Here is a 24,179-nt window from a genome sequence, read left to right on the forward strand (position 1 = left end):
AGCATGCAGTACGGCATCGCGTTCACCCCCCTCGTTCCGACCATCGTGCTGTGGATTGCACTAGCCGCGATCGTCGTCATCGCGGCGCTGTTGCTGCTCGGACGCTCGCGCGGCGCCGCCGTGCGCGTCGCGGCGCTGGCGCTGATCCTGCTGGCGCTCGCCAACCCTTCCTTCACGCGCGAGGACCGCGAGCCGCTGTCCTCGGTTGCCGCCGTCGTGGTCGACAAGAGCCCGAGCCAGAATTTCGGCACGCGTAACCAGGAGACGGCCAAGGCGCAGGAGGCGCTGGTCGATACGCTGAAGAAGGTCAAGGGACTGGAGGTTCGCGTCGTCGAGGCCGGACAGGCCGACGGCGAGACCGACGGCACCAAGCTGTTCGGCGCGCTGTCCTCGGTGCTGTCGGATGTTCCGGTCGATCGCGTCGCCGGCGCATTCCTGATCACCGACGGCCGCGTCCATGACATCCCCGCCAATGCCGCCGCGGTCGGCTTCCAGGCGCCGGTGCACGCCCTCGTCACCGGCCGCAAGGACGAGCGCGACCGCCGCATCGCGATCACCGCCGCGCCGCGTTTCGGCATCGTCGGCCAGCCCCAGACCATCACCTACCGCTTGGACGACCAGGGCGTCACCAACCAGCGCGCCAAGATTGTCGTTCGCCGTGACGGCGAAGTGATCAGCGAGCGCAATATGGTCAGCGGCCAGACCGCCAATGTCGACGTCGACATCAAGCACGCCGGCCCGAACATCGTCGAGATCGAGGCCTCGCCGCTCGAGAACGAGCTGACGCCGGTCAACAACCGCGCGGTGGTCGCGATCGAGGGCGTCCGCGACCGGCTCCGCGTGCTGCTGGTATCGGGCGAGCCGCATGCCGGCGAGCGAACCTGGCGCAATCTCCTGAAGTCGGACGCCAGCATCGACCTCGTGCATTTCACGATCCTGCGTCCGCCGGAGAAGCAGGACGGCACGCCAATCAACGAATTGTCGCTGATCGCATTTCCGACGCGCGAACTGTTCCAACAGAGGATCAACGATTTCCAGCTGATCATCTTCGACCGTTACGCCCGCCAGGGCGTGCTGCCGATCGCCTATTTCGACAATATCGCGCGCTACGTCCGCGGCGGCGGCGCGATGCTGGTGTCAGCCGGGCCGGACTACGCCTCCACCACCAGCATTTGGCGGACGCCGCTCGACACGGTGCTGCCGGCCGAGCCGGTGGGCGTCAGCGAAAAGCCGTTCTATGCGCATCTCAGCGATGCCGGCAAGCGTCATCCGGTGACGCGCGGCCTCGACGGCTCCGCGAGCGAGCCGCCGCACTGGAGCCGCTTTTTCCGAACCGTCGATACGCGCAACGCGATCGGCGCGCCCGTGATGACCGGCGTCGACGGCAAGCCGCTGCTGCTCCTGTCGCGCTTCGGCGAAGGCCGTGTCGCGCTGCTGCTGACGGATCATATCTGGCTGTGGGCGCGCGGCTATGAAGGCGGCGGGCCGCATCTGGATCTTCTGCGGCGGATGTCGCACTGGCTGATGAAGCAGCCTGACCTCGACGAAGAGGCGCTACGCCTGCAGATTCAGGGCAAGGACCTGGTGGTGCTGCGCCAGACCATGGCCGACAACGTGCCGCCAGTGACCGTGACCTCGCCGAGCGGCGCGACCAAAGAACTCACGTTGACGGCAAGCGAGCCCGGTACCTGGCGCTCCACCCTGCCCGCCAACGAGCTCGGGCTGTGGCAGGCAACCGACGGCGCGCTGAAGGCTCTGATCAACGTCGGACCGACCAACCCGAAGGAATTTTCGGAAGTTACCTCCACCACCGACATGCTGAAGCCGCTGGCGCAGGCGACCGGCGGCGACGCGCGGCGCGTGGCCGATGGTGGCAGCCTCGACATGCCTCGCGTGGTGCCGGTCCGCGCCTCCGGCATCTTCCACGGTGACGGCTGGATGGGCGTGAAGATGCGCGACGCTAGCGTCGTCAAGGGCGTCGGCGTGCTGCCGATGTTCGCGGGCTTCGTCGGGCTGTTGCTGCTGCTCGGCGCTTTCGCGGCGACCTGGATACGCGAGGGGCGGTAAGGCGCGCGCCTCGGACCCCGTCGACAGCCTACGCAGCCTCGTTGGCGCGTCGCCATTTCGGGAATGGATCGGCAAGGGCGGACCATTCCGCGATGCGCATTCCCGGTTTTCCCGAAACGAGGCACTCATCGAGACGCGCCGTGAGCGCGTCCTGATCCATATTCGTGCCGATAAAGACGATCTCCTGCCGGCGATCGCCGTACATCTCGTTCCAGTTTTTCTTGAGCGACTGTCGCCAGAACGGATCGTCCGGCCAACGATCCGCGGGGACGTTTGCCCACCAGTATCCCAGCCCCTCGGTTCTGACGATCGCACCGGCCTGGCTCAATTCGCCAAGCCATTGCGGGCGAGTTGCGATCCAGAAATGTCCCTTGGCACGGATGACGCCTGGCCAGCTTTCATTCAGGAATTGATGAAATTTCGCGGGATCGAACGGCCGTCGCGCGCGATAGACGAAATGCCTGACTCCGTATTCCTCGGTTTCGGGCTTATGGTCGGCAAAGCCATAGAGCTCCTTGAACCACAGCGGATGTTGCTGTGCGCGTTCGAGATCGAAGCGGCCGGTATCGAGAATTCGCTCCAGCGGTGCGTTGGAGAAATTGGTCTCGATGATATCGGCCTCGGGATTGAGAGATCGGATGATCATTCGGGCAGCGTCACGTTCTCCCTGCGTCGCGGCATCGATCTTGTTGAGCACGATCACATTGGCAAATTCGATTTGCTCGACCAGCAGGTCCACAAGTGTGCGCCTGTCGCCTTCACCGAGCGATTCGCCGCGATCCGCCAGAAAAACGGTGGAGGAATAGTTCTTCAGCAGGTTGGCGGCATCGACGACCGTGACCATCGTGTCGAGGACTGCCACGTCGGACAGGCTTTCTCCATCTTCGGAGCGAAAATCGAAAGTCGTAGCAACCGGCAGCGGCTCCGAGATGCCGGTGGATTCGATAAGCAGATAATCGAACCGTTCGCTCTCGGCGAGCGCCCGCACTTCCCTCAACAAGTCGTCGCGCAACGTGCAGCAGATGCAGCCGTTGGACATCTCGACCAGCTTTTCGTCAGTCCGGGAGAGATTCGCACCGCCATCGCGGACCAGGTCGGCGTCGATGTTGACCTCGCTCATGTCGTTCACAATCACCGCAACCTTCAGGCCCTGGCGATTGTTGAGCACGTGATTCAGCAAAGTTGTCTTTCCAGCCCCGAGGAAGCCGGACAAGACGGTGACGGGGAGTTTTCGCATGGAGATCAAAAAGCCTCTTCAGTTCGCGAAGTCCCAACCGGGAAGGACGTTTCATTGGGCTCCGTCGATGTATGTTATGTTATAACATAACATACATTTCAGAGACTGCTGTCAACAGAGGTCCGGGACTGTGGTGTTGCGCAAATCTCACACCCGACGATTCACGGACCTGCCGGGGGCGCGATCGTTGGGATGACGATTGACACTTCGGCGGCTTATCCGATGTTATAATGTAACATCGGCGGGCCAAATGGGAGCCTGTCGGGGGACAAGGCGCAGGCTTCGTGAACTGGTTCCGGAAGCATCTCAAGCACGGTTCGCGGCTGGCGCTGCTTGCGCTCGCGGTCCAGTTCGCACTGTCCTTCGGGCATTTCCACGCTGCGGTAGCGCAGACGGCTCAGCTTGACCTGACGGATCGCGATCTCGCCGTCGCCGTTACGCTCTCCGCCCCGGAGGCGCTCACCGAATCAGGCCAGCCGCAACCGTCCTCCAATCACGATACCGACCGGCAGACTTCCGACTGCGCGATCTGCGCGGTCCTCTCGCTTGCCAGCAATTTCCTGTTCGCCACACCGCCGCTGCTGGAATTGCCGCAGGCGGTCGAGCTTTTGCACGTAACCACCGGCGCCGAGTTCGCGCATCTTGGTTCACTGCATCCGCCGTTCCAGTCGCGAGCGCCTCCCGCTTCCTGACATCGATTGATTGATGCACTTCCGAGGGAATCGTCGCACCATCTGCGATCTCCCGAGGCGAAATCGGAATCGATCCGTCGCCTATCGACGGAATCAGGATCGGGACAATGACATTCAAGAAGAAACGAGCGTTCCATTTCGGTGGAGCAAGCTGGCTGTTGCTATGCGCGACGGCCGAGGGGGCGTTGGCCCAAACCACACCACCGGCTTCGACGCAACTGCCTGAAATCACCGTGACGGCGCCAAGCCCGATCGTGCGGCGCAAGCCGGCACCGGCACGAACGCCGGCACGCGTTGCCCGCGCCGCGCCCGGTCAGAACCGCGAACGCGCGCCGGAGCCGCAGGCCGCGCCCGCTGCGCCGGCCGCAGCCGCGCCCCAACAAGGTGTGCTGCCTGTCGTGACTGACCAGTTCGCAACCGTCACCGTGGTCCCCAACGAGGAAATCCGCCGCAACGGCGGCGGCACGCTCGGCGATCTCCTGTTCGGAAAGCCCGGCATCACCGGCTCGAGCTTCGCGCCGGGCGCCTCAAGCCGGCCGATCATTCGTGGTCTGGACGTCAACCGCGTCGGCCTCGTCGAGAACGGAGTCGGCAGCAACGGCGCGTCCGATCTCGGCGAGGATCACTTCGTGCCGATCGATCCGCTATCGACCAACCAGGTCGAGGTCATCCGCGGACCGGCGACGCTGCGCTACGGTTCCACCGCGATCGGCGGCGTTGTCAGCGCAACCAACAATCGCATTCCTGATGCCTTGCCGTCCTGCGCGGCGCCGTTTCCGACATACGGACTCCCGACCAAGGCGCCACTGGCAAATGTGGGATCGCAGGGCTGCGTGACAGCCGAAACGCGGACCGCGGTGACGTCGGTCGATCGTGGCGTCGACGGTGCCGTGCTGCTCGATGCCGGCGGTGGAAACTTCGCGGTCCATGCCGACGCCTTCGGCCGCAAGGCCGGCGACTACTCTATCCCGAGCTATCCGTATCTGACCGACCCGACCTTGCCCTTCAATGGACGCCAGCCGAATTCCGCATCCCAGGCGTACGGCGGGTCGGTCGGCGGCTCCTACATTTTCGATGGCGGCTTCATTGGCGCGGCGATTGCGCAGCACAACGCACTCTACCACATTCCCGGCATCGATGGCGCCGAACACCTCACCCGGATCGACGGAGAACAGACGAAATTCACGACGAAGGGTGAATACCGGCCGGACAATGCGGCGATCGACGCGATCCGGTTCTGGGCCGGCGCGACTGACTACAAGCACAACGAAATCGGGCTCGCCGACCCTGCCGACCTGACGACGCTCGGCGTGCGGCAGACTTTTACGAGCAAGGAACAGGAAGGCCGCGTCGAGGTGCAGTTTGCGCCTTTCAACGTCCGCTTTGCTGCGTTGACCACCGCCGTCGGCGTTCAGGCATCGCACCAGAAGCTGACCGCGCCGAGCCCCGACGATCCCGGCAGCCCGGTAAACGGGTTGTTCGATCCGAACAAGAACACGAAGATCGCCGGCTACATCTTCAACGAGTTCAAGTTCAGCGACGTCACCAAGGCGCAGGTCGCCGGGCGAATCGAGAACGCCAGCCTGAGCGGGACGGCGCCAGCCTTTGTCCCCGACGTGTTCGACCTCACCGTCGATCCCAACGCCATCGGCCCCGCAACGGCATTCAACCGCAACTTCACCCCGAAAAGCGGCAGCATCGGCCTGATCCAGAACCTGCCATGGAATCTGGTCGCCAGCATCACCGGTCAGTATGTCGAGCGCGCGCCAAAGCCGGCGGAACTGTTTTCGCGCGGCGGCCACGATGCCACCGCTACTTTCGACATCGGCAATCCGAATCTCGGTATAGAAACCGCAAAGTCGATCGAGGCCGGATTGCGGAGGGCGACGGGACCGTTCCGGTTCGAGCTCACCGGCTACTACACCAAATTCAATGGCTTTATCTTCCGCCGCCTCACCGGCAATACTTGCGAGGACGGTGTATGCCAACTTGGCCCAGGCCTCGAACTCAACCAGGCGGTCTACTCCCAGCGCGATGCGACGTTTCGCGGCGGCGAGTTCCAGTTCCAGTACGACGTGATGCCGGTCTGGAACGGCCTTTGGGGAATCGAAGGTCAATATGACATCGTTCGCGCGACGTTTGACGATGGCACCAATGTGCCTCGCATTCCGCCGCAGCGGCTGGGCGGCGGCGTCTACTACCGCGACGCCAACTGGTTCGCGCGCGTCAACCTGTTGCACGCCTTCGCACAGAACGATGTGGCCGTGATCGCCGAGACCCCGACGGCCGGTTACAATCTCCTGAGGGCCGAAATAAGCTACAACACGAAGCTCGATCCAACCTGGTTCGGCGCACGCGAAATGACGGTCGGACTCGTCGGCAACAATTTGCTGAACGAGGACATCCGCAACCACGTGTCCTATACCAAGGATCAAGTCCTGATGCCGGGACTCGGCGTGCGGGCATTTGCCAACCTGAAGTTCTAGGACGGATGCGGCGACCCATGGGGTGGCGTTAGCTGGTGCTACCAGCTAACGTTCAGGCGAAGCCCCTCGGGAAGCGGATGCATATCGAATAGATGACTTCGTCCATCAATGTTCACGTCTATAGCGACGCGCTGGTTCTGCTTGGCACCGCTGGCGTGGTCATTCCCCTGGTGCGGCGGTTCGGCTTCAACCCGGTTCTCGGCTACCTCGTAGCTGGCGCGATCCTCGGACCGCTTGGGCTCGGATCGTTCATCGACCGCTTTCCGCTGCTCTACTGGTTCACCGTCGTCGACGCGGAAAACGTCTCCGGAATCGCGAACCTTGGCGTCGTGTTCCTGCTCTTCCTCATCGGCATGGAGCTGTCCTACGAACGACTGAAGGCGATGCACCGCCTGATCTTCGGCTTGGGCAGCCTGCAGATCGTCCTTTCGACGGCGGCGATCGGCCTTGTCGCCGCGCTGGCCGGCACCAAGGCTCCGGTGCCGCTCATCCTTGGTGCCTGTCTTGCCTTGTCTTCGACCGCCATTGTCATGGAGATTCTTGGGCGACAGAAACGGCTCCATACGAGCGCAGGGCGGGCGAGCTTTGCCGTTCTCCTCGCGCAGGATCTGGCGGTCGCCCCTCTTCTGCTCTTCATCTCAATCTTTGGCGCGGGAGAATCCGGTTCTGTCATCACGACGCTGGCGCTCGCACTCACCAACGCCACCGTCGCGCTCGTGGTGATCGTCGTCGCCGGCCGCGTCGTGATGCGCCCGCTCTTTCGCCTCGTGGCCTCGGCCGGCATGAGCGACCTGTTCGTCGCGACCACACTGTTTGTGATCGTCGCAACCGGCGTGGCTGCCGCAGTGGCCGGCGTTTCGATGGCGCTTGGCGCCTTCGTCGCAGGCCTGCTGCTGGCCGAGACGGAATTCCGCAAGGCGATCGAGACCGCCATCGATCCGTTCAAGGGCCTCCTGCTCGGCCTGTTCTTCTTCACGGTCGGCATGAATATCGATTTTGGCCAGATTATCCGCGACCCGGTCTGGCTGATCGCGGGCGCCGCCGGGCTGATCGTCGTAAAGTCGACCATCCTCGTTTTTCTGGCCCGTATGTTTCGCCTCTCCTGGCCGGCGTCGATCGAGGTCGGGCTGCTGCTCGGTCCCGGCGGCGAGTTCGCTTTTGTCGGCATCGGCATGGCGACGACACTTGGCCTGATCGACGCCAACATATCGAGCTTCGCCGTCGCGCTGACCACGCTGACCATGATGCTTACGCCGGCACTATCGCATGTCGCGCGACGGCTGGCGCCGATGGTGCGCCAGGACAAGCCGCTTGATCCCGAGCTCACCGTCGCGCCGAGCGCCGGCAGGGGCCATGCCATTGTCGTCGGACATGGCCGCGTTGGACAGGTCGTCTGCGCGATGCTGGACCACCACCAGTTCAAGTACCTCGCCGTCGACAACGACGCTGCGGCCGTTCCGGAGCAGCGGAGGCAAGGACGCACGGTCTTCTACGGCGATGCCACCAATCCGGAGTTCTTGAAAAGCTGCGGCCTCATGGAGGCTGCCGCCGTGATCGTCACCATTAACGAGGCTGAAGGCATCGATGAAATCGTCGCGCAGGTGCGCGCCTTGCGGAAGGATGTGCTGATCGTTTCGCGTGCGCGCGACGCTGACCACGCGCGGCATCTCTACGGTATCGGCGTTACCGACGCCGTGCCGGAAACCATCGAGGCCAGCCTGCTGTTGTCAGAGGCCGCACTAATCGGCCTGGGTGTGGCAATGGGGCTGGTCGTTGCTTCCATCCACGAGAAGCGCGAGGAGTTTCGGCACGAATTGCAGCAGGCCGCCGGAGGTACGCCGTCGGCATCCAAGCCGGTGGCCGGCACCAAACGGCGTCGACTTCTCCGATAGCGCGACCGGCCGCCGCGTCAATTCGCCGGCGGCGCTACCGCGCCTTGCTCCAGTCCGGCCGGATATCGCCGGAGACGCCGTCGAAGGCACCCTCGACCAGCTCCGCGACCAGAAGGCGGCTGTAGTCGACGGGGCCCGGCATGATCGCCCGTCCCTTCGGGATGACCTTGAAACCGACGCGGCGGTAATAGGGCTCGTCGCCGACCAGAACGACCAGCCGATGGCCCTTGGCCTTGGCATCCTGCAGCGAGCGATCGAGCAGCATGCGGCCGACCCCGCGGCCACGGAACGGTGGCTCGACGGTCAACGGCCCGAGCATCAGGGCCGGCGTGTCGCCGATGCAGATCGGCAGCTGGCGCACCGAGCCGACCAATAGCGTGCCAATACGCGCCGTGAACGAGAGGTCGAGCAGATGGTCGACATGCTCGCGCAGGCGATAGGCGCTCAGCACGAAGCGGCCGGGTCCGAAGGTGCGCTCGTGCAGGCGTTCGATCGCCTGCGCGTCCTTTGGAGTTTCGGCGAGGATGGTGACGTCAAGTTCGCTCATGATGGGCGCGGGATAGCATCTGGCGGCGGCGCGGTCCATCGCTGGAAACGGCCATCCCGGTATTGCCTCAATCTTTGCCGATGGCGGGCTGGGACAGATAGGCCAAAAGCTTCTTTTCGCGGCGGCCGCGCGTCACCGTATCCAGCACCAGCCCCGAACTGACCGACAGCACCGCCACGATCATCAGGCCCATCGACAGCACCGCCGTCGGCAGCCGTGGAACGATGCCTTCCTCGAGATAGGTGATGAGCACGGGGATGGCGAGGCCGACCGAAATCAGCATCAGGAAGACGCCGATCAGGGTGAAGAACCGCAGCGGCTTTTCCGAACGGTACAGCTTTAAGATGGTACCGAGAATCCGGAAACCGTCGCGCCAGGTGTTGAGCTTGCTGACCGACCCTTCCGGTCGGGCATAATAGGGCGTCTCGATTTCCATCACCGGCAGTGCCAGTTCGAGCGCGTGCACGCTGAGTTCGGTTTCGATCTCAAAACCGTCTGAGAGCACCGGGAAGGATTTGACGAAGCGGCGCGAAAACACCCGGTAGCCGGAAAGGATGTCCTTGAACGCCTGGCCGAACACCACGGCAAGGAAGCTCGTCAGCATCCAGTTGCCGGTGCGGTGGCCGGGCCGGTAGGCGGCGACCGACTGATCGACGCGAAAGCCCACCACCATATCGAGGTGTTCGCCAATCAACGCATCGATCATGCGCGGCGCGCTCGGCGCATCATAGGTCGCATCGCCGTCGACCAGCACATAGACGTCGGCATCGACATCGGCGAACATGCGCCGCACCACATGCCCCTTGCCCTGGCGGCGCTCGCTGCGCACGATCGCGCCCGCCGCACGCGCCACTTCGATGGTACGGTCCTTGGAATTGTTGTCGTAGACGAAAATCTCGGCGGTCGGCAGCGCCTTGCGGAAGTCGGAGACGACGGTCGCGACCGCGGCTTCCTCGTTGTAGCACGGCACCAGAACCGCAATCCGGAGCGCCGGTCCCGTCATCGCACGCTCACCAAATCAAGTCCGTCCATGGCGCGTTATACCGCAGTCAGGCGTGGGCCGGTTGAGGGAAGGCCGCGCGATTGGCGGCCCGTTCGCGGCGCAGATCGAGCGTTGCGAACAGCAGGGTCCAGAGGGAAAGCATGTCGATCGGAATGATATAATATGGCGTAAATATCGGGTGGGTCATGAAGAAAATCAGGTTGACCGCGAGGTTCAGCGCGACCAGCAAGACCGCCTGCCGGGCACGGCCGCGTCCGGCGCGCCATAGCCAGGCGGTCCAGGCGGCCGATATCGCCAGCAAGGTGAACTGAACGTCAACGAGATAGCTTAACAGCACGTCCAGCTTCAGCTCGGGCAGCGCGACATCGACGCCGCCATAGGTGGTCGAGAACGGGCTGCCGGCGTTGACCGCGTTCGCGATCAGGGTGGGCGCCATCCCGATCAGCAGGCCGATGCCGAACGAGGCCCCGTGCAGGAATGTCTCCCTGTTGCGGACCACCAGGAACGCGCCGGCGAGATACAAGCAATAGCCTATCGCCAGAAACAGATTGGGCAGGCGGAAATTGACGGATAGTCCGATCAACAGCCCCACCAGCGCGATCAGCAAGAGGCCGCGCCGCGTTCGGTCAACGAAATACTGCGCCGTGAGCAGTCCGGCGGCTGCACAGGCCATCATGGTCGGCGGCACCGAATAGCTCGCCTTGCTCGGATTGATCATCAGATAAAGCGCGGCAAGCCCGAACACCGCAGCCATCGCCAGCGAGCCAGGATCGCGCGCGCGAAACACGGCAAGCAGCGCGAAGGCAAGGACCGTGACGCTCGCCAGCACGTAGAGCGACATCACCTGCAATCCTTCGCGAAACAGCGCGAGTGCAAAGCCGGTGCCCGGCGGGTATTGCATGACATATTTATCGGCCGCCGGAATGAAGGTATGGCAGGGCGTGCGCGAAGCGACATTCCACTCGGCAAAGCCGATCGCCTTCAGCTTGTTCTTGAGATAGTCGTCATCGTCGAAAACGATATTCGTATCGATGCCGGCAAGCCCGTATTTCTGGAACAGATGGGCCTGCCGCAGGTAGCAGACGTCGTCATAGACGCCGCGGCTTTCGCTCCAGCGCGACATCGTCCAGACATTGCTCGCCAGCACCGCGAGGAATGCGACGCTGCAGATCAGCCTGAGTACCCCCATCCTGCCCATATCGTCCCGTTCTTCAAACGTCGCCATGGCGGCAAGCAACAGATCCCGGTGGCATCAGCGCCAGGTCGCGACCGGCGCCACGCCGTCCAGAACCTCCGCGATCCGCAGCCGCGTTCCCTTTGTCGTTCCCGCCGGCAATGCTGTGGCCGGATAGAATCCGCACTCCACAATCTCGCGATTGGGTTCCGGCAGGCGATCCTGCCGGAACTGCCTGACAATGTAGACCGCAACATGGTCGCGGCGCGACACGTGGCCGTTGAAGAACAGGCCATGCAGCGCCGGCTCTGCGGTCAGTTCGATCCGCCCCTCCTCGACAAGCTCTCGCCGCAGCGCCTCGAGAAATGTCTCGCCGACCTCGACCCCGCCGCCCGGCAGATGCCAGCCCGTGACATAGCTATGCCTGACCAGAAACACCCGGTTCTCGCCGTCGAGCACGACGCCGCGAACTCCCAGCGTCATGCCACGGGCGATCCGCCAATAGAGGTGAAACACCCGCCGCAATTGCGGCTCCAAGCGTTTTCGCAGGTGCTGCAGCGCCGTCACGCAAACCTCGGATGGACAGGTGTCACGTTTGATCCTTATATCGCCGACATGATCATGCGACGGCTCTATATCACAGGGAATGCGGCTGGGCGCGAATGACCGATACCTTCACGCTGGCGCACCTGTCCGATCCACATCTGCCTCCTCTGCCCGCGGCGCGGTTGCGCGACCTCGCCGGCAAGCGCGCGCTTGGCTATATCAACTGGATCCGCAACCGCCACAAATATCACCGCCGCGAGGTGCTCGACGCGCTGGTCGCCGACATGAAGACGCAGCGGCCGGACCACGTCGCGGTGACCGGCGATCTCGTCAACCTGGCGCTCGAGGCGGAGTTCACCCCCGCCCGGGCATGGCTTGAAAGCGTCGGCACGCCGCAGCAGGTCACGGTCGTTCCCGGCAATCATGACGCCTATGTCCGGGCGACGCGGCATCATTTTGGCGGCACGTTCGAGCAATATCTTCGCGGCGATGCCGGAGCAGACGGTACGCGGTTTCCATTCGTGCGCCGGCGCGGGCCGCTGGCGCTGATCGGGGTATCCTCGGCGGTGCCGACGCTGCCCTTGATGGCGACGGGCCGGCTCGGCCGGGCGCAGCTCGATGCGCTCGACCGCGAGCTGGCGGCGCTGCCGCCGAATGACGCGTTCCGGGTGCTGCTGGTTCATCACCCCCTGCAGTCGACATCGCGCATGAAGCGGCTGATCGACTCCAAGGCGCTCCGCGCCGTGCTGAAGCGCCACGGCGTCGATCTGGTGCTGCATGGCCACGACCACATCCATTCGACGATGTGGATCGAAGGCGCCGGCCGGCAGATCCCCGCGGTCGGCGTGCCGTCGGCGTCCGCGCTGGCGCACCGGCATTATCCGGCCGCCGCGTATAACCTTTTTTCGATCGCGCGCGACGGCGGGAAATGGCATTGCGTGCAGACCGTGCGTGCGATCGACGCCGACTTCCGCGTCAAGCAGATCAAGCAGGTGGCGCTGCTTTAGAAACTGATGCGACCGGGCGAATGTCTCAATCCCCGCCACCACCGCCGCAGCCACCGCCCCCATCTCCGCCACCGCCGCTATCGCCACCGCCGCTATCACCGCTGGAGTCACTGCCGGTGTCGCCGAAGCCGTCCGAGGTGCCGTCGAACGAGGTATCGGAGAAATCGCCGCCGCAATACGCGGCGCCGCTGCCGTCCCTGCGCAACGCTTCGCAATTGGGGTGATAGACGAAGCCGTTTCGAATATTGAGTTTGCTGTCGAGCGCGAACAGCAGCGGCAGCCGCGTCGGGCGGACCGGATCGATGTTCTCGTATTTGCAGCAATACCACCAGACGCGGCGCAGGCCCGCATTGCTCTGGCGATGCTTGCCGAGCACAACGGCGGGCGCGTGGTGGAGGAAGCTGCCGAAGGCGCGGCGGCAGAATGCGTCATAGTCGCGCGTGTACAGGATGAATTCGTGCCAGAGATCGTCGGCGATCTGCGAGGGCATCGAGACATGGCGCCGGCCGCTCATCAGATAGGCGAGGAAAAATTGCCGCAGGCCTTGCGAGACCAGCGCGCTGTCCTTGCGCCGGAAGCCGGGGTGATGCTTCTCCAGCCGATCGAGCAGGCCGCGCGGCCAATCAAAGGTGCGGATGAATTCGGCGCGGCGCAGCGTCTGCCACTTGGCATAGAAATAAGCGCTGGCAGCGAAGGCGACCACCAGCGCGATGGCAAACGGTACGGTCATGCGGCCACTGCGATTTCCAATCCGCCGTGTGCCATCTCAGAAATTGTTCAGGCTGGCGTAGAGCGCGAGGCCGAACAGCGCCGCTGCTCCGAGGACGAAGCCGAGCACGAACATGCCAAGGCCGCGCTGGCGCGGCTGCTCTTCCACGGCGGGCTCGGCGACAGGCATCGCCACCATCGCATGCTCACGCTCGATCATGCGGCGCGCAACATAGCCGGTGACGGCATCGACGATGACGGGCACGTCATGCGACTCGGCGAGCACGATGCGGCCGAACCGGGTGTCCTGCACGAAGCGGTAGATGCGCTTGTCGCGCCCCATCACGATGTGCGCGACGACGTCGATCCACAGCCGCGGCGTCTCGCCCTGGCTGACGCCGCGATCGAACAGGTCGACCTGCGCCGGCACTTCCGCGAACAGCGGATCGAGCGCCTCGTTCAGGATCTCGAGCCGAGCGAGTTCAGCATCGCGCAATTCGACCACGACACCGGTGCGGTCGGCGGCCTCGATGCGGGCCTGACGCAGCGCATCGCGCAGCCGCGTCGGTCGCATATCGCGGGCCTCACTGCCGGAATTTTGCGCGTCTGACATCGCTGGCCGCCTTTATCCTGAAGGGTTAGCCCGATTAACCTAGCAGTAACTATATTGCGCGCAAAGGCTGTTTAATTGCAATGGGTTAGCCATCCACCGGGTTCTGAGGCCGGGTTGCAGCCCCTTAGCCCCGCTCTTTCCCGCGAGAGCAGACGGCGACACCGCTTTAAAACGCAGACGGCCCCACCCGGATTTTCCGGATGGGGCCGCCTGTCCTTGGCGTTCCTCAAAGACGTTATTTGATTGGCAGCCGTCAGGCCGAGACGCGCGAGGGCTCTTCGACGATCGAGAAGCGTACGCCGGCTTTGTGGCGGCTCTCTTCCGAGACCTCCTTCCAGCAGTCCTCGGCTTCCTTGCGGGTCTTGAACGGGCCTCTGACCTGGGCCGAGCCTTCGACGAGCTTGTGGAAGTTCATCGAACCGAACTCGCCGCCGATCACCCAGAAATTGCTGCCTTTGGTCATTGTCAGTCTCCTGCTCTCAATTCCAGATTTAGCCGAACTGGTTCATCGTGTTGTGGGCGCCGCCCGCCTTCAGAGCGGCCTCGCCGGCGAAGTATTCCTTGTGGTCGTCGCCGATATCGGAGCCGGCCATGTTCTGATGCTTGACGCAGGCGATGCCCTGACGGATCTCCTGGCGCTGAACGTTCTTCACATAGCCGAGCATGCCCTGCTCGCCGAAATACTCCCTGGCGAGGTTGTCGGTCGACAGCGCTGCCGTGTGATAGGTCGGCAACGTGATCAGGTGGTGGAAGATGCCGGCGCGCTTTGCTGCATCGGCCTGGAAGGTGCGGATGCGCTCGTCGGCCTCAATGCCGAGCGGCGTATCGTCGTATTCCGGCTTCATCAGCTCGGCGCGGTTGTACTTGCTGACATCCTTGCCGGCTTCCTTCATCGCGTCGTAGACCTGCCAACGGAAGTTGAGCGTCCAGTTGAACGACGGCGAGTTGTTGTAGGCCAGCTTCGCGTTCGGAACCACCTTGCGAATGCGGTCGACCATCTTGGCGATCTGCTCGATATGCGGCTTCTCGGTCTCGATCCACAGCAAGTCCGCACCGTTCTGCAGCGAGGTGATGCAGTCGAGCACGCAGCGGTCTTCGCCCGTGCCGGCACGGAACTGGTAGAGGTTGCTGGCCAGCCGCTTCGGACGCATCATCTTGCCGTTACGGTTGATGATGACGTCGCCATTCCGGGCGTTTTCGGCCGTCACTTCCTCGCAATCCAGGAAGCTGTTGTACTGATCGCCGATGTCGCCGGGCTTGTGGCTGACGGCGATCTGCTGCGTCAGACCGGCGCCAAGCGAGTCGGTGCGGGTCACGACGATGCCGTCTTCAACGCCGAGCTCGAGGAACGCATGGCGGCAGGCCCGGATCTTCGCCAGGAACACCTCGTGCGGCACCGTCACCTTGCCGTCCTGGTGGCCGCACTGCTTTTCGTCGGAGACCTGGTTTTCGATCTGCAGGGCGCAAGCGCCCGCCTCGATCATCTTCTTGGCGAGCAGGTAGGTCGCTTCCGCATTGCCGAAGCCGGCGTCGATGTCGGCGATGACGGGCACGACATGGGTCTGGAAGTTGTCGATCTTCTCGATCAACGCCTGTTCCTTCGCCTTGTCGCCTTCCTTGCGGGCGGCGTCGAGGGCGCGGAAGATGTCGTTGAGCTCGCGGGAGTCCGCCTGACGCAGGAAGGTGTAGAGCTCTTCGATCAGCGCCGGCACCGAGGTCTTCTCATGCATCGACTGATCCGGGAGCGGTCCGAACTCGGAGCGCAGCGCGGCGATCATCCAGCCGGAGAGATAGAGATAGCGGCGATCGGTCTTGCCGAAGTGCTTCTTGACCGAGATCAGCTTCTGCTGCGCGATGAAGCCATGCCAGCAGCCGAGCGACTGGGTGTACTTGGTCGGATCGGCATCATAGGCCGCCATGTCGGCGCGCATCAGCGCCGCGGTGTAGCGGGCGACATCAAGGCCGGTCTTGAAGCGGTTCTGCAGACGCATGCGCGCCACCGCCTCTGCAGTCACGCCGTTCCAGGTCGGCTGCTGCTTGAGGAGCGCCTCGGCGGCCTTGACCGCGTTGAGATAGGACCCCGGTCCCTGGATCGCCTGATCGCTGATCCCGCGTGGCTGATAGTTCATCTGCATAATCCTTTCAGTGCCGGCAATCTGCAGCGGCTTATATGAGCCACCGTCAATCGCACATTCTTGACAGTGCATTGCGAAATGCGTGTCCTGAGCTAAACGCCAAAAACAGAAATTCGTATAGATAGCTTGTTTTCTATTGGTGATGTCATGTAACATCCATACTTGTAACAAATGTCATTTTGTAAATTTTGTCACATATAGGTCAGGACTACTGCCATGCCTGCCGATACCGGAAAGAAGCTGTTCGTCGGCCCCCGCTTCCGGCGGATCCGCCAGCAGCTCGGGCTGTCGCAGACCCAGATCGCCGAGGGCCTGGGGATTTCTCCGAGCTATATCAACCTGATAGAGCGGAACCAGCGCCCGGTGACTGCCCAGATATTGCTGCGGCTGGCCGAGACCTATGATCTCGATCTGCGCGATCTCGCCACCGCCGACGAAGACCGCTTCTTCGCCGAGCTGAACGAGATTTTTTCCGATCCGCTGTTCCGCCAGATTGACCTGCCGAAGCAGGAACTGCGCGATCTCGCCGAACTGTGCCCCGGCGTGACGCATTCCCTGCAGCGCCTCTACGCCGCCTATACCGAGGCCCGCCGCGGCGAAACCCTGGTGGCGGCACAGATGGCCGACCGCGACGAGGGCGCGCGATTTGAGGCCAACCCGATCGAGCGCGTGCGCGACCTGATCGAGGCCAACCGCAATTATTTTCCGGAACTCGAGCAGGCCGCGGAGAACCTGCGCGACGAATTGAACGTCGCCGCCGAGGAACTGTTCGCCGCGCTCGCCGCGCGCTTGCGCGAAAAGCATTCGATCGTCACCCGCATCATGCCGGTTGACGTGATGCGCGAGACGCTGCGGCGGTTCGACCGCCACCGCCGGCAGCTTCTGATTTCCGAATTGGTCGACGGCTCCGGCCGCGCCTTCCAGCTTGCGCTGCAGATCGGGCTTGCCGAGTGCAGCGCCGCGATCGAGGGCATCGTCAACCGCGCAGGCCCGCTCGACGACACCCCGCGCCGGCTCTACCGCATCACGTTGGCGAATTATTTCGCCGCCGCCGTGATGATGCCCTATCAGCCTTTCCACAGCGCCGCGGAAAACCTGAACTACGACGTGCATGTGCTGGCGCAGCGCTTCAATGCCGGCTTCGAGCAGGTCTGCCACCGCCTCACCACGCTGCAACGGCCGAACGCGCGCGGCGTGCCGTTCTTCCTGCTGCGCGTCGACAATGCCGGCAACGTCTCCAAGCGGTTTTCCTCCGGCACGTTTCCGTTCTCGAAATTTGGCGGCACCTGCCCGCTGTGGAACGTGCACTCGACCTTCGACACGCCGGACCGCCTGCTCAAGCAGGTGATCGAGCTGCCTGATGGGACGCGCTACTTCTCGATCGCGCAGATGGTGCGCCGGCCGATCGCCCCGCATCCGCAAGCACAGCCGCGCTTTGCGATTGGTCTCGGCTGCGAGATCCGCCATGCCTCAAAACTCGTCTATGCCGCGGGGATGGATCTGGAGAAAGCCGAAGGCACGCCGATCGGCGTCAACTGCCGGCTCTGCGAACGCGAAAACTGCAGCCAGCGCGCCGAGCCGCCGATCACCCGCACGTTGATTTTGGACGAGAATACGCGGCGGCTGTCGTCGTTCGCGTTCACGAATGCAAGGGAGTTGTGAGGGCCGTTCGTTCACTCATGGGAGGCCCTCCAAGGACCACCAAACCCACAACTGTCATCCCCGCGAAGGCGGGGATCCAGTACGCCGCGGCGGAGCGGTTCAATCATTGGCGTCTCTGGAATACTGGGTCACCCGCCTTCGCGGGTGACGACAACCGAATGTAAGGCGGCATTCTCGCGACATGTTTTGCCCGAGGTTTGCTGAAACGTTCCGCCCTCACCAATCATGAGGGCGCAGGGAAGACCAGGTGCGCGCCGCATCCGCGGTCTCGTGTGCTGCTTGCGCATAACAAAAAATGCACACGAGCATACAGGTTCGGCGGAAGCATCCTGGCCTTCCCTGCGCAATGGCTTTACGGCTTACTTCGCGCTCTTCCCGGAGAACGGCTCTTTTGCCTCCGTCGCCCGCAAGCAGCTTTCGCTTCCCACGGGCTTAACGCCAGCACCACGGCGCCAGAACCACACGACTTCACCGTACGCCTCAGCCACACTCGTCAGTTACGGCCTCGGCGTCCATCGCATCACCCCGCGCGTCAGTGACGATGGCCAACGCCCCTCATCCCGCGGTGAGACGGCGGTATTTATGCCGCTGATTTGGGTGAAAACGGAAGCGGAATATTTCTGATTCTCAGAAATTCCTGGCTTGACGCGATTTCCGAAAGTCGGAAGTGATTTGCCCGTCGGGCAGCCGGGTCACCTCACGCGCGCCTCTTCAGGGTTGGCGGAAGATGAAGGCCTGTTCATCGACATTACGTCGCGCGGCCGTCGGGAAAAGGCGGAACATCAGCCGCGGGCACCGCGTTGCATGGCCACCTGCAACAGGAGAGATCCATGCTGAAGACATTGTTGACGGTTTCGACCGTGCTGCTGACGACCGCCGCGTTTGCGCAAACCAGCACGAAGTCTCCGGGCTCCTCTGAATACGCTCCGGGACAGAAGATGCAGAAGAGCACGACCTCGACCACAAAGGGTGCGTCGAAGTACGCACCGGGACACCAGAAAAATACCGCCAAGGGCCCCGGCCATTCAGAAAGCGCGCCGGGCCAGCAGACGACCGGATCGGCCACAACCAAGAAGAAATATTAGCAATGGATGAAGCGGCCCGGCGTCAATGCCGGGCCGCTTGGCATCGACGCACGCGCAACGCCGCTGTCTGCTGCGCTGAATGGACCTGAGATAGTTCACCGCGGCGGCGGCTTCGCATCGAGTGCCTGCGTGGCATGGCTAGTGGCGCCGAGAAGCGTCGGCACGAGACACGCCAGCGCCGCGATCGTTCGCAAGATGAGTTGAGACGCAGGGCCTCTCCGTAATTTTCCGGAAACCGTGTTGAAGCGTAGGCCCGCCTGCGGGCAGACGTGTTGCGATACGTCAACACCTCGCTGCTTTTTGCGCCGCTGGCTTGCGCGACTCTTCTTCGAAATGACAAAGTTAATTCTCGGGGATTGCGCAATTTAGCAATGGAACGGCCGGGCTGATTCGCTAGTTTGAAAGAAGCGAATCTCGACTCGCAAGAAAATGGATGCAGGCCAATGCTGCGACGCGTCAAACTGATGAACCCATTCGAGATCATCCAGGACCGGCTTGCGCCGGAGCGAACGCCCGCGCAACCGCCCGATTTGAAGGTGGCGCCCCGCGCCGCCCGCGCGACGCCGGTCTGCGCCGCCTGCGGTTCCGACGACATCATCTGCCATGCCACCGCCCAATGGAGCAATGAAGCGCAGGAATGGCAGCTCGCCAACACGTTTAATCAGCCGGCGCACTGCAATACCTGCCACAGCGACGTCGATCTGGTGTGGCAAACGCTGAACTAGACGAGGTGACGTGGTCCTCGTAGGGCGGATTAGCCGAAGGCGTAATCCGCCTCTCTCTGTCAGCGGCGGATTACGCTTACGCTAATCCGCCCTACTCTCTTAAACCCTCATGGTGAGGAGCACGTCTTCGCGCGTCTCAAACCACGAGGCCCTGCTGGTGCCATTCATCCTTGACGCCTGCTCGCAGGCTCCTCAGGACGAGGTCTGGCAGCCTCAAATCTCCGCATACACCTCCAGCAGATTTCCGTCGGGATCCCTGAAGAACAGCGTGCGATGCCCGAACGGCTGGTTGGTCGGCGACTCCAAGAGATCGACGCCATGCCGCTTCAGCTCCTCGGCGCAGCGATCGACATCCTCGGCACCAACCCTGAACGCAAGCTGCAGCGACGCGCTCCCCTTCGGCACCGGCGCATCCATCGCCGTCCGGCTCGGCCGCGCCAGCGCGAGCGTATTGCCGCCGATCTGATACTCGATCCACCCTGCCGACAATTCGCGCGTCAGCGGGAAGCACAGTACGCCCTCGTAGAACCGGCGCATCGCCGCCATGTCGCGCACGAAGATCACGGTGTAGTCGACGGCGCGGATGGAGCGGAAGGGGGAGATGGATTTTCGATCGTTCATGATTGCTTTCATATTCGGTGTGCGTAGCTCGCATGAGCGCAGCGACGTGCGGGGAAATGGGATGCGAAGGTCCGGGGATATCGCTTCGTATCCGGGACGCGCTTGCTAGACACTCAGGAGGTCCTGCGCTCGCCTAACCGAGATCCACGTAAACTTCAAATTGCAAGTTAAGCTTGTGCGATAGCTCCATTATCGGTGAAAGCATTGAGCTGTCATTCTTTCTATCAGCTCGAATGAAGATGAGATCACGATAAAATCGCATCTCCGAGACCAGTGGATCAAGATTGCGAGCCGCGAACAGATCGATCCATCGTCTCAGCTTGTCTCCTGTCAGAATTGATCGATCCTTGCTCCATGGCTCCGCTTTAAGCCGGTCAAGGACCCATGTCCTCGCTTTGCTGGGCGCAACATGCGCGATGTCAGGATCAAACACGACGAAGCACATATTGGGCGCTATCCCGGGTCTAGGCCTCGCTCCATGCAGGATCGAGATGTGGAAATCCCGCTTTCCCTTCGGTGCTTTCGGAGGCAGCAACTCGTCGCCGGCCAGGAGACGCAAACCGTGTTTCCCGGCAAGTCTCCAGGCCTGCAGAACCCCTTCCCCCCCAACTGAGCCCGCAAAGATCACATCGATTACATTCCAATAAAAGCAATACTCCGTACCGTAGGCGTCATCCGGATGCGCATCTCCGATCAACGGAAAGGAACCGCGCATGTCGTCAAACCATTTTCGCAGACGTGGCGAAGACGATCCCGGCTTGTCCCAGTTGTCCTTTGGAGCGGCCTTGATCTCGCGCGCGATCCAGTCGCAATAATCGGCCTGCGCCAACGCAGCGTGCTCGTCGAACACGAAAACTCTGATACCCACCTTTTCTTCCCCAAGACGGCTTGTGACTGGACGTCCGAAGCTACCGGGTTTGCTCGCCCCAGATATTCTCCTCCGTCCAACCCAGCTCCGCAAACTCCGCCGCCCGCAGCGGCGCCTCGCCAACCGCGAAGAACTCATCGAGCTGCGGTGGGCTCACCGAGGTGCCGCTGAGCATGCAGTGGGCTTGGCCGCGATGGTGCACCTGATGCTGGAATAGATGCAGCAACAGGCGATCCAACCGCTCGCGCTGGATCGAGGTGTCGCGATGCACCGAGACGATGCGCTGCAAGCCGGCGCCATCGAGCGCCTCAACGATCGCGAGCAAGCGCCGATCGACCGCGGCCTGCGCTTCCTTCAGCGCGGGAACCGTTGGACACGGCTCCTGGTCCGCCCAGGCGGCGGGGCCGAGCGTGCCGCCTTCCATCGCATCGACGTAGAAATGGTCGATGATCAGGATGTGGTTGAGCGTGGCGCGGAGGCTTGGAAAGAAGCCGGTTCGCTTCGCAGTGAATTCATCCTGTGACAGCTTAAGACAGGCGGTGAGCAGCCGGTGGTTGGCCCAGGCGTTGTTGTAGGCCATGGCGCGGTAGGGAAGGATGTCATTCATTGGCGTCAGCCCGTAGCCCGCATGAGCGCAGCGATATGCGGGATCGACAATAAGGTCCCGGATATCGCTTCGCTCATCCGGGCTACGCGTGCGCACCGCCGTCATTGCGAGGAGCGCAGCGCGTAGGATGGGTGGAGCGAAGCGATACCCATCAAGTTCATCCGGTTGGCGAAAATTGATGGGTTTCGCTGCGCTCTACCCATCCTACGCATCTCGCTCTTACTCCGCCGCCTGCCGGGTTGGCTCGTCGAGCTTCTCCAGCACCTTCGGCGGCGACATCGGCAATGCATAGAACCGCTTGCCTACCGCGTTGTAAATCGCGTTGGCGACCGCCGCCATCACGGGCACCAGCGGCACTTCGCCGACGCCCTTCACACCTTGCGGGTGCTTCGGGTTCGGGATTTCGACCATGATGCAGTCGAGCATCGGAAGATCCGAGCAGACCGGCATGCGGTAGTCGAGGAAGCCGGGATTATCGACCTTGCCTTCCTTGGTGTAGATATACTCCTCGTTCAGCGCCCAGCCGATGCCTTGCGCGACGCCGCCCTGGAGCTGGCCCTCGACATAGCCGGGGTGGATGGCGCGGCCGACATCCTGCACGGCGGTGTAGCGGATCACCCGCGCGATGCCGAGATCGACGTCGACCTCGACGTCGCAGACATGCGTGCCGAAGCCGCCGTCGGCGCCCGCGGTGTTGAGCTGCACGCCGGCGCCGATCGGGCCGCCCATCGCGGGTGCCTTGTCGGCAAGCTCTTTCAGCGTCAGCGGCTCGAACTGGCCGGCGTTCGGGCTCACCGGATGCGCGGCACCCTGCTCCCACTTCACCGCTTCCGGATCGATCTCCCAGATCTTTGCCGCACGCTCGCGCAGCGTCTGGATGATCTTTTCGGTGGACTGCGTCACCACCATCGAGGAGGCGAACAGCACGCGGCTGCCGCCGGTGAGGTTCGAGAAGCCGACGGTCTGGGTATCGCCGATGATGACGGAGACGCGGCGGTAATCGATGCCGAGCAGCTCGGCGCAGATGTTGGCGATGCCGGCGCGCGAGCCGCCGATATCGGGATGGCCCGTCGTGACGACGACGTTGCCGTCCTCGGTGATGTTGACTTGTGCCGAGGATTCGCCGCCGGCGTTGAACCAGAAGCCGGACGCAACACCCCGGCCGCGAAGCTTGCCGTTGCCATCGCCGAGCGGCGCGGCGTAATGCGGCGAGTTCTTCACCGCTTCCACCGTCTCGAGATAGCCGATGCGCGGGAAGGTCGGACCATGCGCGGCTTTCGTGCCTTCCTTGGCGGCGTTCCTGGCGCGGAAGTCGAGGGGGTCGATCTTCAGCGCTTCGGCGACCTCGTCCATCACGCATTCGACCGCATAGGCGCCGATCGGCGCGCCCGGCGCGCGATAGGCCGCGACCTTGGAGCGGTTGGAGCAGACGTCAAACCCTTCCGAGAGCAGGTTCGGGATGTCGTAGGGCGTAAAACTGCAGCCGGCGGCGCCGCGGATCGGCGAGCCCGGGAAGGCACCGGCCTGCAAATAGAACGTGCCGTGCGCGGCAACGATCTTGCCGTCCTTGGTGGCGCCGATCTTTACCGTGCTCTTCGAGCCGGAGGTGGGGCCCGTCGCGCGCATCACTTCCTCGCGCGTCATCACCATTTTTACGGGCCGGCCGGATTTTTTCGCCAGCAGCGTCGCGAGCGGTTCGAGATAGACAATGGTCTTGCCGCCAAAGCCGCCGCCGATCTCGGCGGGGATGGCGCGGATGTCGCTCTGCGGGATGCCGGTGAGGTACGCCGTCATGGCGCGGACCATGAACTGGCCCTGGCTGGAGCTCCAGATCGTGGTCTTGCCGTCAGGCGCGACCGAGATCAGGCAGGCGTGCGGCTCGATATAGCCCTGGTGCACCGGGCGCGTGGTGAAGGTGCGCTCGATGACGACGTCGGCCTTCTTGAAGCCTTCGGCGATGTCGCCCTTCTTGTGCTCAAGTCGGCCAACGATGTTCGAGGGCTTGCCGTCGAACTTGTTGAACTCGTGCAGGATGGGCGCGTCGGGCTTGATCGCATCCTCGATCTCGATCGACCACGGCAGCACCTCGTAATCGACCTCGATCAGCTTGCAGGCTTCCGCAGCAATCGCCTCCGTCGTCGCGGCTACCGCCGCTACGGGGTGGCCGGGGAACAGCGCCTTGTCGCGCGCCATCACGTTGCGGCACATCCAGCGCATGTCCTGGATACCGAGCATGACAGCGCCCTTCTCGACCGGGAAATCGACGATGTCCTTCGAGGTGACGACCGCCTTCACGCCGGGCAGCTTCTCGGCCTTCGAAGTATCGATCGAGCGGATACGCGCATGCGGGTGCGGGCTGCGCAGCACCTTGCCCCAGATCATGCCGGGCATGGTGGTGTCGGCGGCGAACTGGGCACGGCCGGTAACCTTGTCCATGCCATCAGGCCTGATGGTGCGCTGGCCGATCCATTTGTTGTTGGTGACGAGATTCATTGGGCTGCTCC

At 63.1% G+C, this 24,179-nt stretch carries 21 protein-coding genes; 8 read left to right on the forward strand and 13 right to left on the reverse strand.

Going from position 1 to position 24,179, the window contains the following annotated elements:
* Positions 1–3: 3 nt before the first annotated feature.
* Positions 4–2,067: a hypothetical protein gene (locus QA643_RS32215; protein ID WP_283029690.1), complete on the forward strand. Its 2,064-nt coding sequence runs from the start codon at positions 4–6 to the stop codon at positions 2,065–2,067.
* Between the two features lie 28 nt (positions 2,068–2,095).
* Here the strand turns inward: QA643_RS32215 and zigA are convergent, their stop codons facing one another.
* Positions 2,096–3,304: a zinc metallochaperone GTPase ZigA gene (gene zigA, locus QA643_RS32220; RefSeq protein ID WP_283029691.1), complete on the reverse strand. Its 1,209-nt coding sequence runs from the start codon at positions 3,302–3,304 to the stop codon at positions 2,096–2,098.
* Positions 3,305–3,588: 284 nt separating this feature from the next.
* Between zigA and QA643_RS32225 the strand changes: the two genes are divergently transcribed.
* From QA643_RS32225 to QA643_RS32235, 3 genes are all read left to right on the forward strand, one after another.
* On the forward strand, positions 3,589–3,996 hold the full coding sequence (locus tag QA643_RS32225) for a DUF2946 family protein (RefSeq protein WP_283029692.1): 408 nt from the start codon (positions 3,589–3,591) through the stop codon (positions 3,994–3,996).
* A 107-nt stretch (positions 3,997–4,103) separates the two neighbouring features.
* On the forward strand, positions 4,104–6,482 hold the full coding sequence (locus tag QA643_RS32230) for a TonB-dependent receptor (RefSeq protein ID WP_283029693.1): 2,379 nt from the start codon (positions 4,104–4,106) through the stop codon (positions 6,480–6,482).
* Between the two features lie 92 nt (positions 6,483–6,574).
* On the forward strand, positions 6,575–8,374 hold the full coding sequence (locus QA643_RS32235; RefSeq protein ID WP_283029694.1) for a cation:proton antiporter: 1,800 nt from the start codon (positions 6,575–6,577) through the stop codon (positions 8,372–8,374).
* A gap of 34 nt (positions 8,375–8,408) precedes the next feature.
* Here the strand turns inward: QA643_RS32235 and QA643_RS32240 are convergent, their stop codons facing one another.
* The 4 genes from QA643_RS32240 to QA643_RS32255 all read right to left on the reverse strand — a co-directional run bounded on the left by QA643_RS32240 (position 8,409) and on the right by QA643_RS32255 (position 11,665).
* Complete coding sequence (locus QA643_RS32240) at positions 8,409–8,921, reverse strand: N-acetyltransferase (protein WP_283029695.1); 513 nt, start codon at positions 8,919–8,921, stop codon at positions 8,409–8,411.
* 67 nt (positions 8,922–8,988) lie between these two features.
* The gene (locus tag QA643_RS32245) at positions 8,989–9,924 is read right to left on the reverse strand and encodes a glycosyltransferase family 2 protein (protein ID WP_283029696.1); all 936 of its coding nucleotides are present in this window, start codon (positions 9,922–9,924) and stop codon (positions 8,989–8,991) included.
* Between the two features lie 46 nt (positions 9,925–9,970).
* Complete coding sequence (locus QA643_RS32250) at positions 9,971–11,149, reverse strand: hypothetical protein (RefSeq protein ID WP_283029697.1); 1,179 nt, start codon at positions 11,147–11,149, stop codon at positions 9,971–9,973.
* A gap of 27 nt (positions 11,150–11,176) precedes the next feature.
* Positions 11,177–11,665, reverse strand: coding sequence for an NUDIX domain-containing protein (locus QA643_RS32255; protein WP_283029698.1), 489 nt, complete (start codon positions 11,663–11,665; stop codon positions 11,177–11,179).
* Positions 11,666–11,760: 95 nt separating this feature from the next.
* Here QA643_RS32255 and QA643_RS32260 point away from each other — a divergent pair, with 95 nt between their 5' ends.
* Positions 11,761–12,651 carry a metallophosphoesterase gene (locus QA643_RS32260; RefSeq protein ID WP_283029699.1) on the forward strand — a complete coding sequence of 297 codons (891 nt, stop codon included), beginning with the start codon at positions 11,761–11,763 and terminating at the stop codon, positions 12,649–12,651.
* Between the two features lie 25 nt (positions 12,652–12,676).
* On the opposite strand, the gene QA643_RS32265 is transcribed toward QA643_RS32260, so the two are convergent.
* From QA643_RS32265 to QA643_RS32280, 4 genes are all read right to left on the reverse strand, one after another.
* A complete protein-coding gene (locus QA643_RS32265; RefSeq protein WP_283029700.1) occupies positions 12,677–13,381 on the reverse strand; it encodes a hypothetical protein in 705 nt (234 codons plus the stop codon).
* A 36-nt stretch (positions 13,382–13,417) separates the two neighbouring features.
* Positions 13,418–13,972 carry a hypothetical protein gene (locus tag QA643_RS32270; RefSeq protein ID WP_283029701.1) on the reverse strand — a complete coding sequence of 185 codons (555 nt, stop codon included), beginning with the start codon at positions 13,970–13,972 and terminating at the stop codon, positions 13,418–13,420.
* Positions 13,973–14,225: 253 nt separating this feature from the next.
* On the reverse strand, positions 14,226–14,435 hold the full coding sequence (locus QA643_RS32275; RefSeq protein ID WP_283029702.1) for a hypothetical protein: 210 nt from the start codon (positions 14,433–14,435) through the stop codon (positions 14,226–14,228).
* Positions 14,436–14,463: 28 nt separating this feature from the next.
* The gene (locus QA643_RS32280; RefSeq protein WP_283029703.1) at positions 14,464–16,101 is read right to left on the reverse strand and encodes an isocitrate lyase; all 1,638 of its coding nucleotides are present in this window, start codon (positions 16,099–16,101) and stop codon (positions 14,464–14,466) included.
* Positions 16,102–16,323: 222 nt separating this feature from the next.
* Between QA643_RS32280 and QA643_RS32285 the strand changes: the two genes are divergently transcribed.
* From QA643_RS32285 to QA643_RS32295, 3 genes are all read left to right on the forward strand, one after another.
* Complete coding sequence (locus QA643_RS32285; protein WP_283029704.1) at positions 16,324–17,769, forward strand: XRE family transcriptional regulator; 1,446 nt, start codon at positions 16,324–16,326, stop codon at positions 17,767–17,769.
* A gap of 830 nt (positions 17,770–18,599) precedes the next feature.
* On the forward strand, positions 18,600–18,854 hold the full coding sequence (locus QA643_RS32290; RefSeq protein ID WP_283029705.1) for a hypothetical protein: 255 nt from the start codon (positions 18,600–18,602) through the stop codon (positions 18,852–18,854).
* Between the two features lie 443 nt (positions 18,855–19,297).
* On the forward strand, positions 19,298–19,579 hold the full coding sequence (locus QA643_RS32295) for a hypothetical protein (RefSeq protein WP_283029706.1): 282 nt from the start codon (positions 19,298–19,300) through the stop codon (positions 19,577–19,579).
* Positions 19,580–19,792: 213 nt separating this feature from the next.
* Here the strand turns inward: QA643_RS32295 and QA643_RS32300 are convergent, their stop codons facing one another.
* The 4 genes from QA643_RS32300 to QA643_RS32315 form a co-directional block, all read right to left on the reverse strand.
* On the reverse strand, positions 19,793–20,200 hold the full coding sequence (locus QA643_RS32300; protein ID WP_283029707.1) for a VOC family protein: 408 nt from the start codon (positions 20,198–20,200) through the stop codon (positions 19,793–19,795).
* A 133-nt stretch (positions 20,201–20,333) separates the two neighbouring features.
* The gene (locus tag QA643_RS32305) at positions 20,334–21,068 is read right to left on the reverse strand and encodes a hypothetical protein (RefSeq protein ID WP_283029708.1); all 735 of its coding nucleotides are present in this window, start codon (positions 21,066–21,068) and stop codon (positions 20,334–20,336) included.
* A gap of 40 nt (positions 21,069–21,108) precedes the next feature.
* Complete coding sequence (locus QA643_RS32310; protein ID WP_283029709.1) at positions 21,109–21,675, reverse strand: DinB family protein; 567 nt, start codon at positions 21,673–21,675, stop codon at positions 21,109–21,111.
* Between the two features lie 219 nt (positions 21,676–21,894).
* Complete coding sequence (locus QA643_RS32315; RefSeq protein ID WP_283029710.1) at positions 21,895–24,168, reverse strand: xanthine dehydrogenase family protein molybdopterin-binding subunit; 2,274 nt, start codon at positions 24,166–24,168, stop codon at positions 21,895–21,897.
* Positions 24,169–24,179 lie beyond the last annotated feature (11 nt).

The organism is Bradyrhizobium sp. CB3481, from assembly GCF_029714305.1.
Lineage (GTDB): Bacteria > Pseudomonadota > Alphaproteobacteria > Rhizobiales > Xanthobacteraceae > Bradyrhizobium.

What these genes read in the sequence shown, in the direction of transcription:
- QA643_RS32215 (WP_283029690.1), top strand. Translation starts at nt 4, where the DNA reads ATGCAGTACGGCATCGCGTTCACCCCCCTCGTTCCGACCATCGTGCTG.
- zigA (WP_283029691.1), bottom strand. Translation starts at nt 3,304, where the DNA reads ATGCGAAAACTCCCCGTCACCGTCTTGTCCGGCTTCCTCGGGGCTGGA.
- QA643_RS32230 (WP_283029693.1), top strand. Translation starts at nt 4,104, where the DNA reads ATGACATTCAAGAAGAAACGAGCGTTCCATTTCGGTGGAGCAAGCTGG.
- QA643_RS32235 (WP_283029694.1), top strand. Translation starts at nt 6,575, where the DNA reads ATGACTTCGTCCATCAATGTTCACGTCTATAGCGACGCGCTGGTTCTG.
- QA643_RS32240 (WP_283029695.1), bottom strand. Translation starts at nt 8,921, where the DNA reads ATGAGCGAACTTGACGTCACCATCCTCGCCGAAACTCCAAAGGACGCG.
- QA643_RS32245 (WP_283029696.1), bottom strand. Translation starts at nt 9,924, where the DNA reads ATGACGGGACCGGCGCTCCGGATTGCGGTTCTGGTGCCGTGCTACAAC.
- QA643_RS32250 (WP_283029697.1), bottom strand. Translation starts at nt 11,149, where the DNA reads ATGGCGACGTTTGAAGAACGGGACGATATGGGCAGGATGGGGGTACTC.
- QA643_RS32260 (WP_283029699.1), top strand. Translation starts at nt 11,761, where the DNA reads ATGACCGATACCTTCACGCTGGCGCACCTGTCCGATCCACATCTGCCT.
- QA643_RS32265 (WP_283029700.1), bottom strand. Translation starts at nt 13,381, where the DNA reads ATGACCGTACCGTTTGCCATCGCGCTGGTGGTCGCCTTCGCTGCCAGC.
- QA643_RS32270 (WP_283029701.1), bottom strand. Translation starts at nt 13,972, where the DNA reads ATGTCAGACGCGCAAAATTCCGGCAGTGAGGCCCGCGATATGCGACCG.
- QA643_RS32275 (WP_283029702.1), bottom strand. Translation starts at nt 14,435, where the DNA reads ATGACCAAAGGCAGCAATTTCTGGGTGATCGGCGGCGAGTTCGGTTCG.
- QA643_RS32280 (WP_283029703.1), bottom strand. Translation starts at nt 16,101, where the DNA reads ATGAACTATCAGCCACGCGGGATCAGCGATCAGGCGATCCAGGGACCG.
- QA643_RS32285 (WP_283029704.1), top strand. Translation starts at nt 16,324, where the DNA reads ATGCCTGCCGATACCGGAAAGAAGCTGTTCGTCGGCCCCCGCTTCCGG.
- QA643_RS32290 (WP_283029705.1), top strand. Translation starts at nt 18,600, where the DNA reads ATGCTGAAGACATTGTTGACGGTTTCGACCGTGCTGCTGACGACCGCC.
- QA643_RS32295 (WP_283029706.1), top strand. Translation starts at nt 19,298, where the DNA reads ATGCTGCGACGCGTCAAACTGATGAACCCATTCGAGATCATCCAGGAC.
- QA643_RS32300 (WP_283029707.1), bottom strand. Translation starts at nt 20,200, where the DNA reads ATGAACGATCGAAAATCCATCTCCCCCTTCCGCTCCATCCGCGCCGTC.
- QA643_RS32310 (WP_283029709.1), bottom strand. Translation starts at nt 21,675, where the DNA reads ATGAATGACATCCTTCCCTACCGCGCCATGGCCTACAACAACGCCTGG.
- QA643_RS32315 (WP_283029710.1), bottom strand. Translation starts at nt 24,168, where the DNA reads ATGAATCTCGTCACCAACAACAAATGGATCGGCCAGCGCACCATCAGG.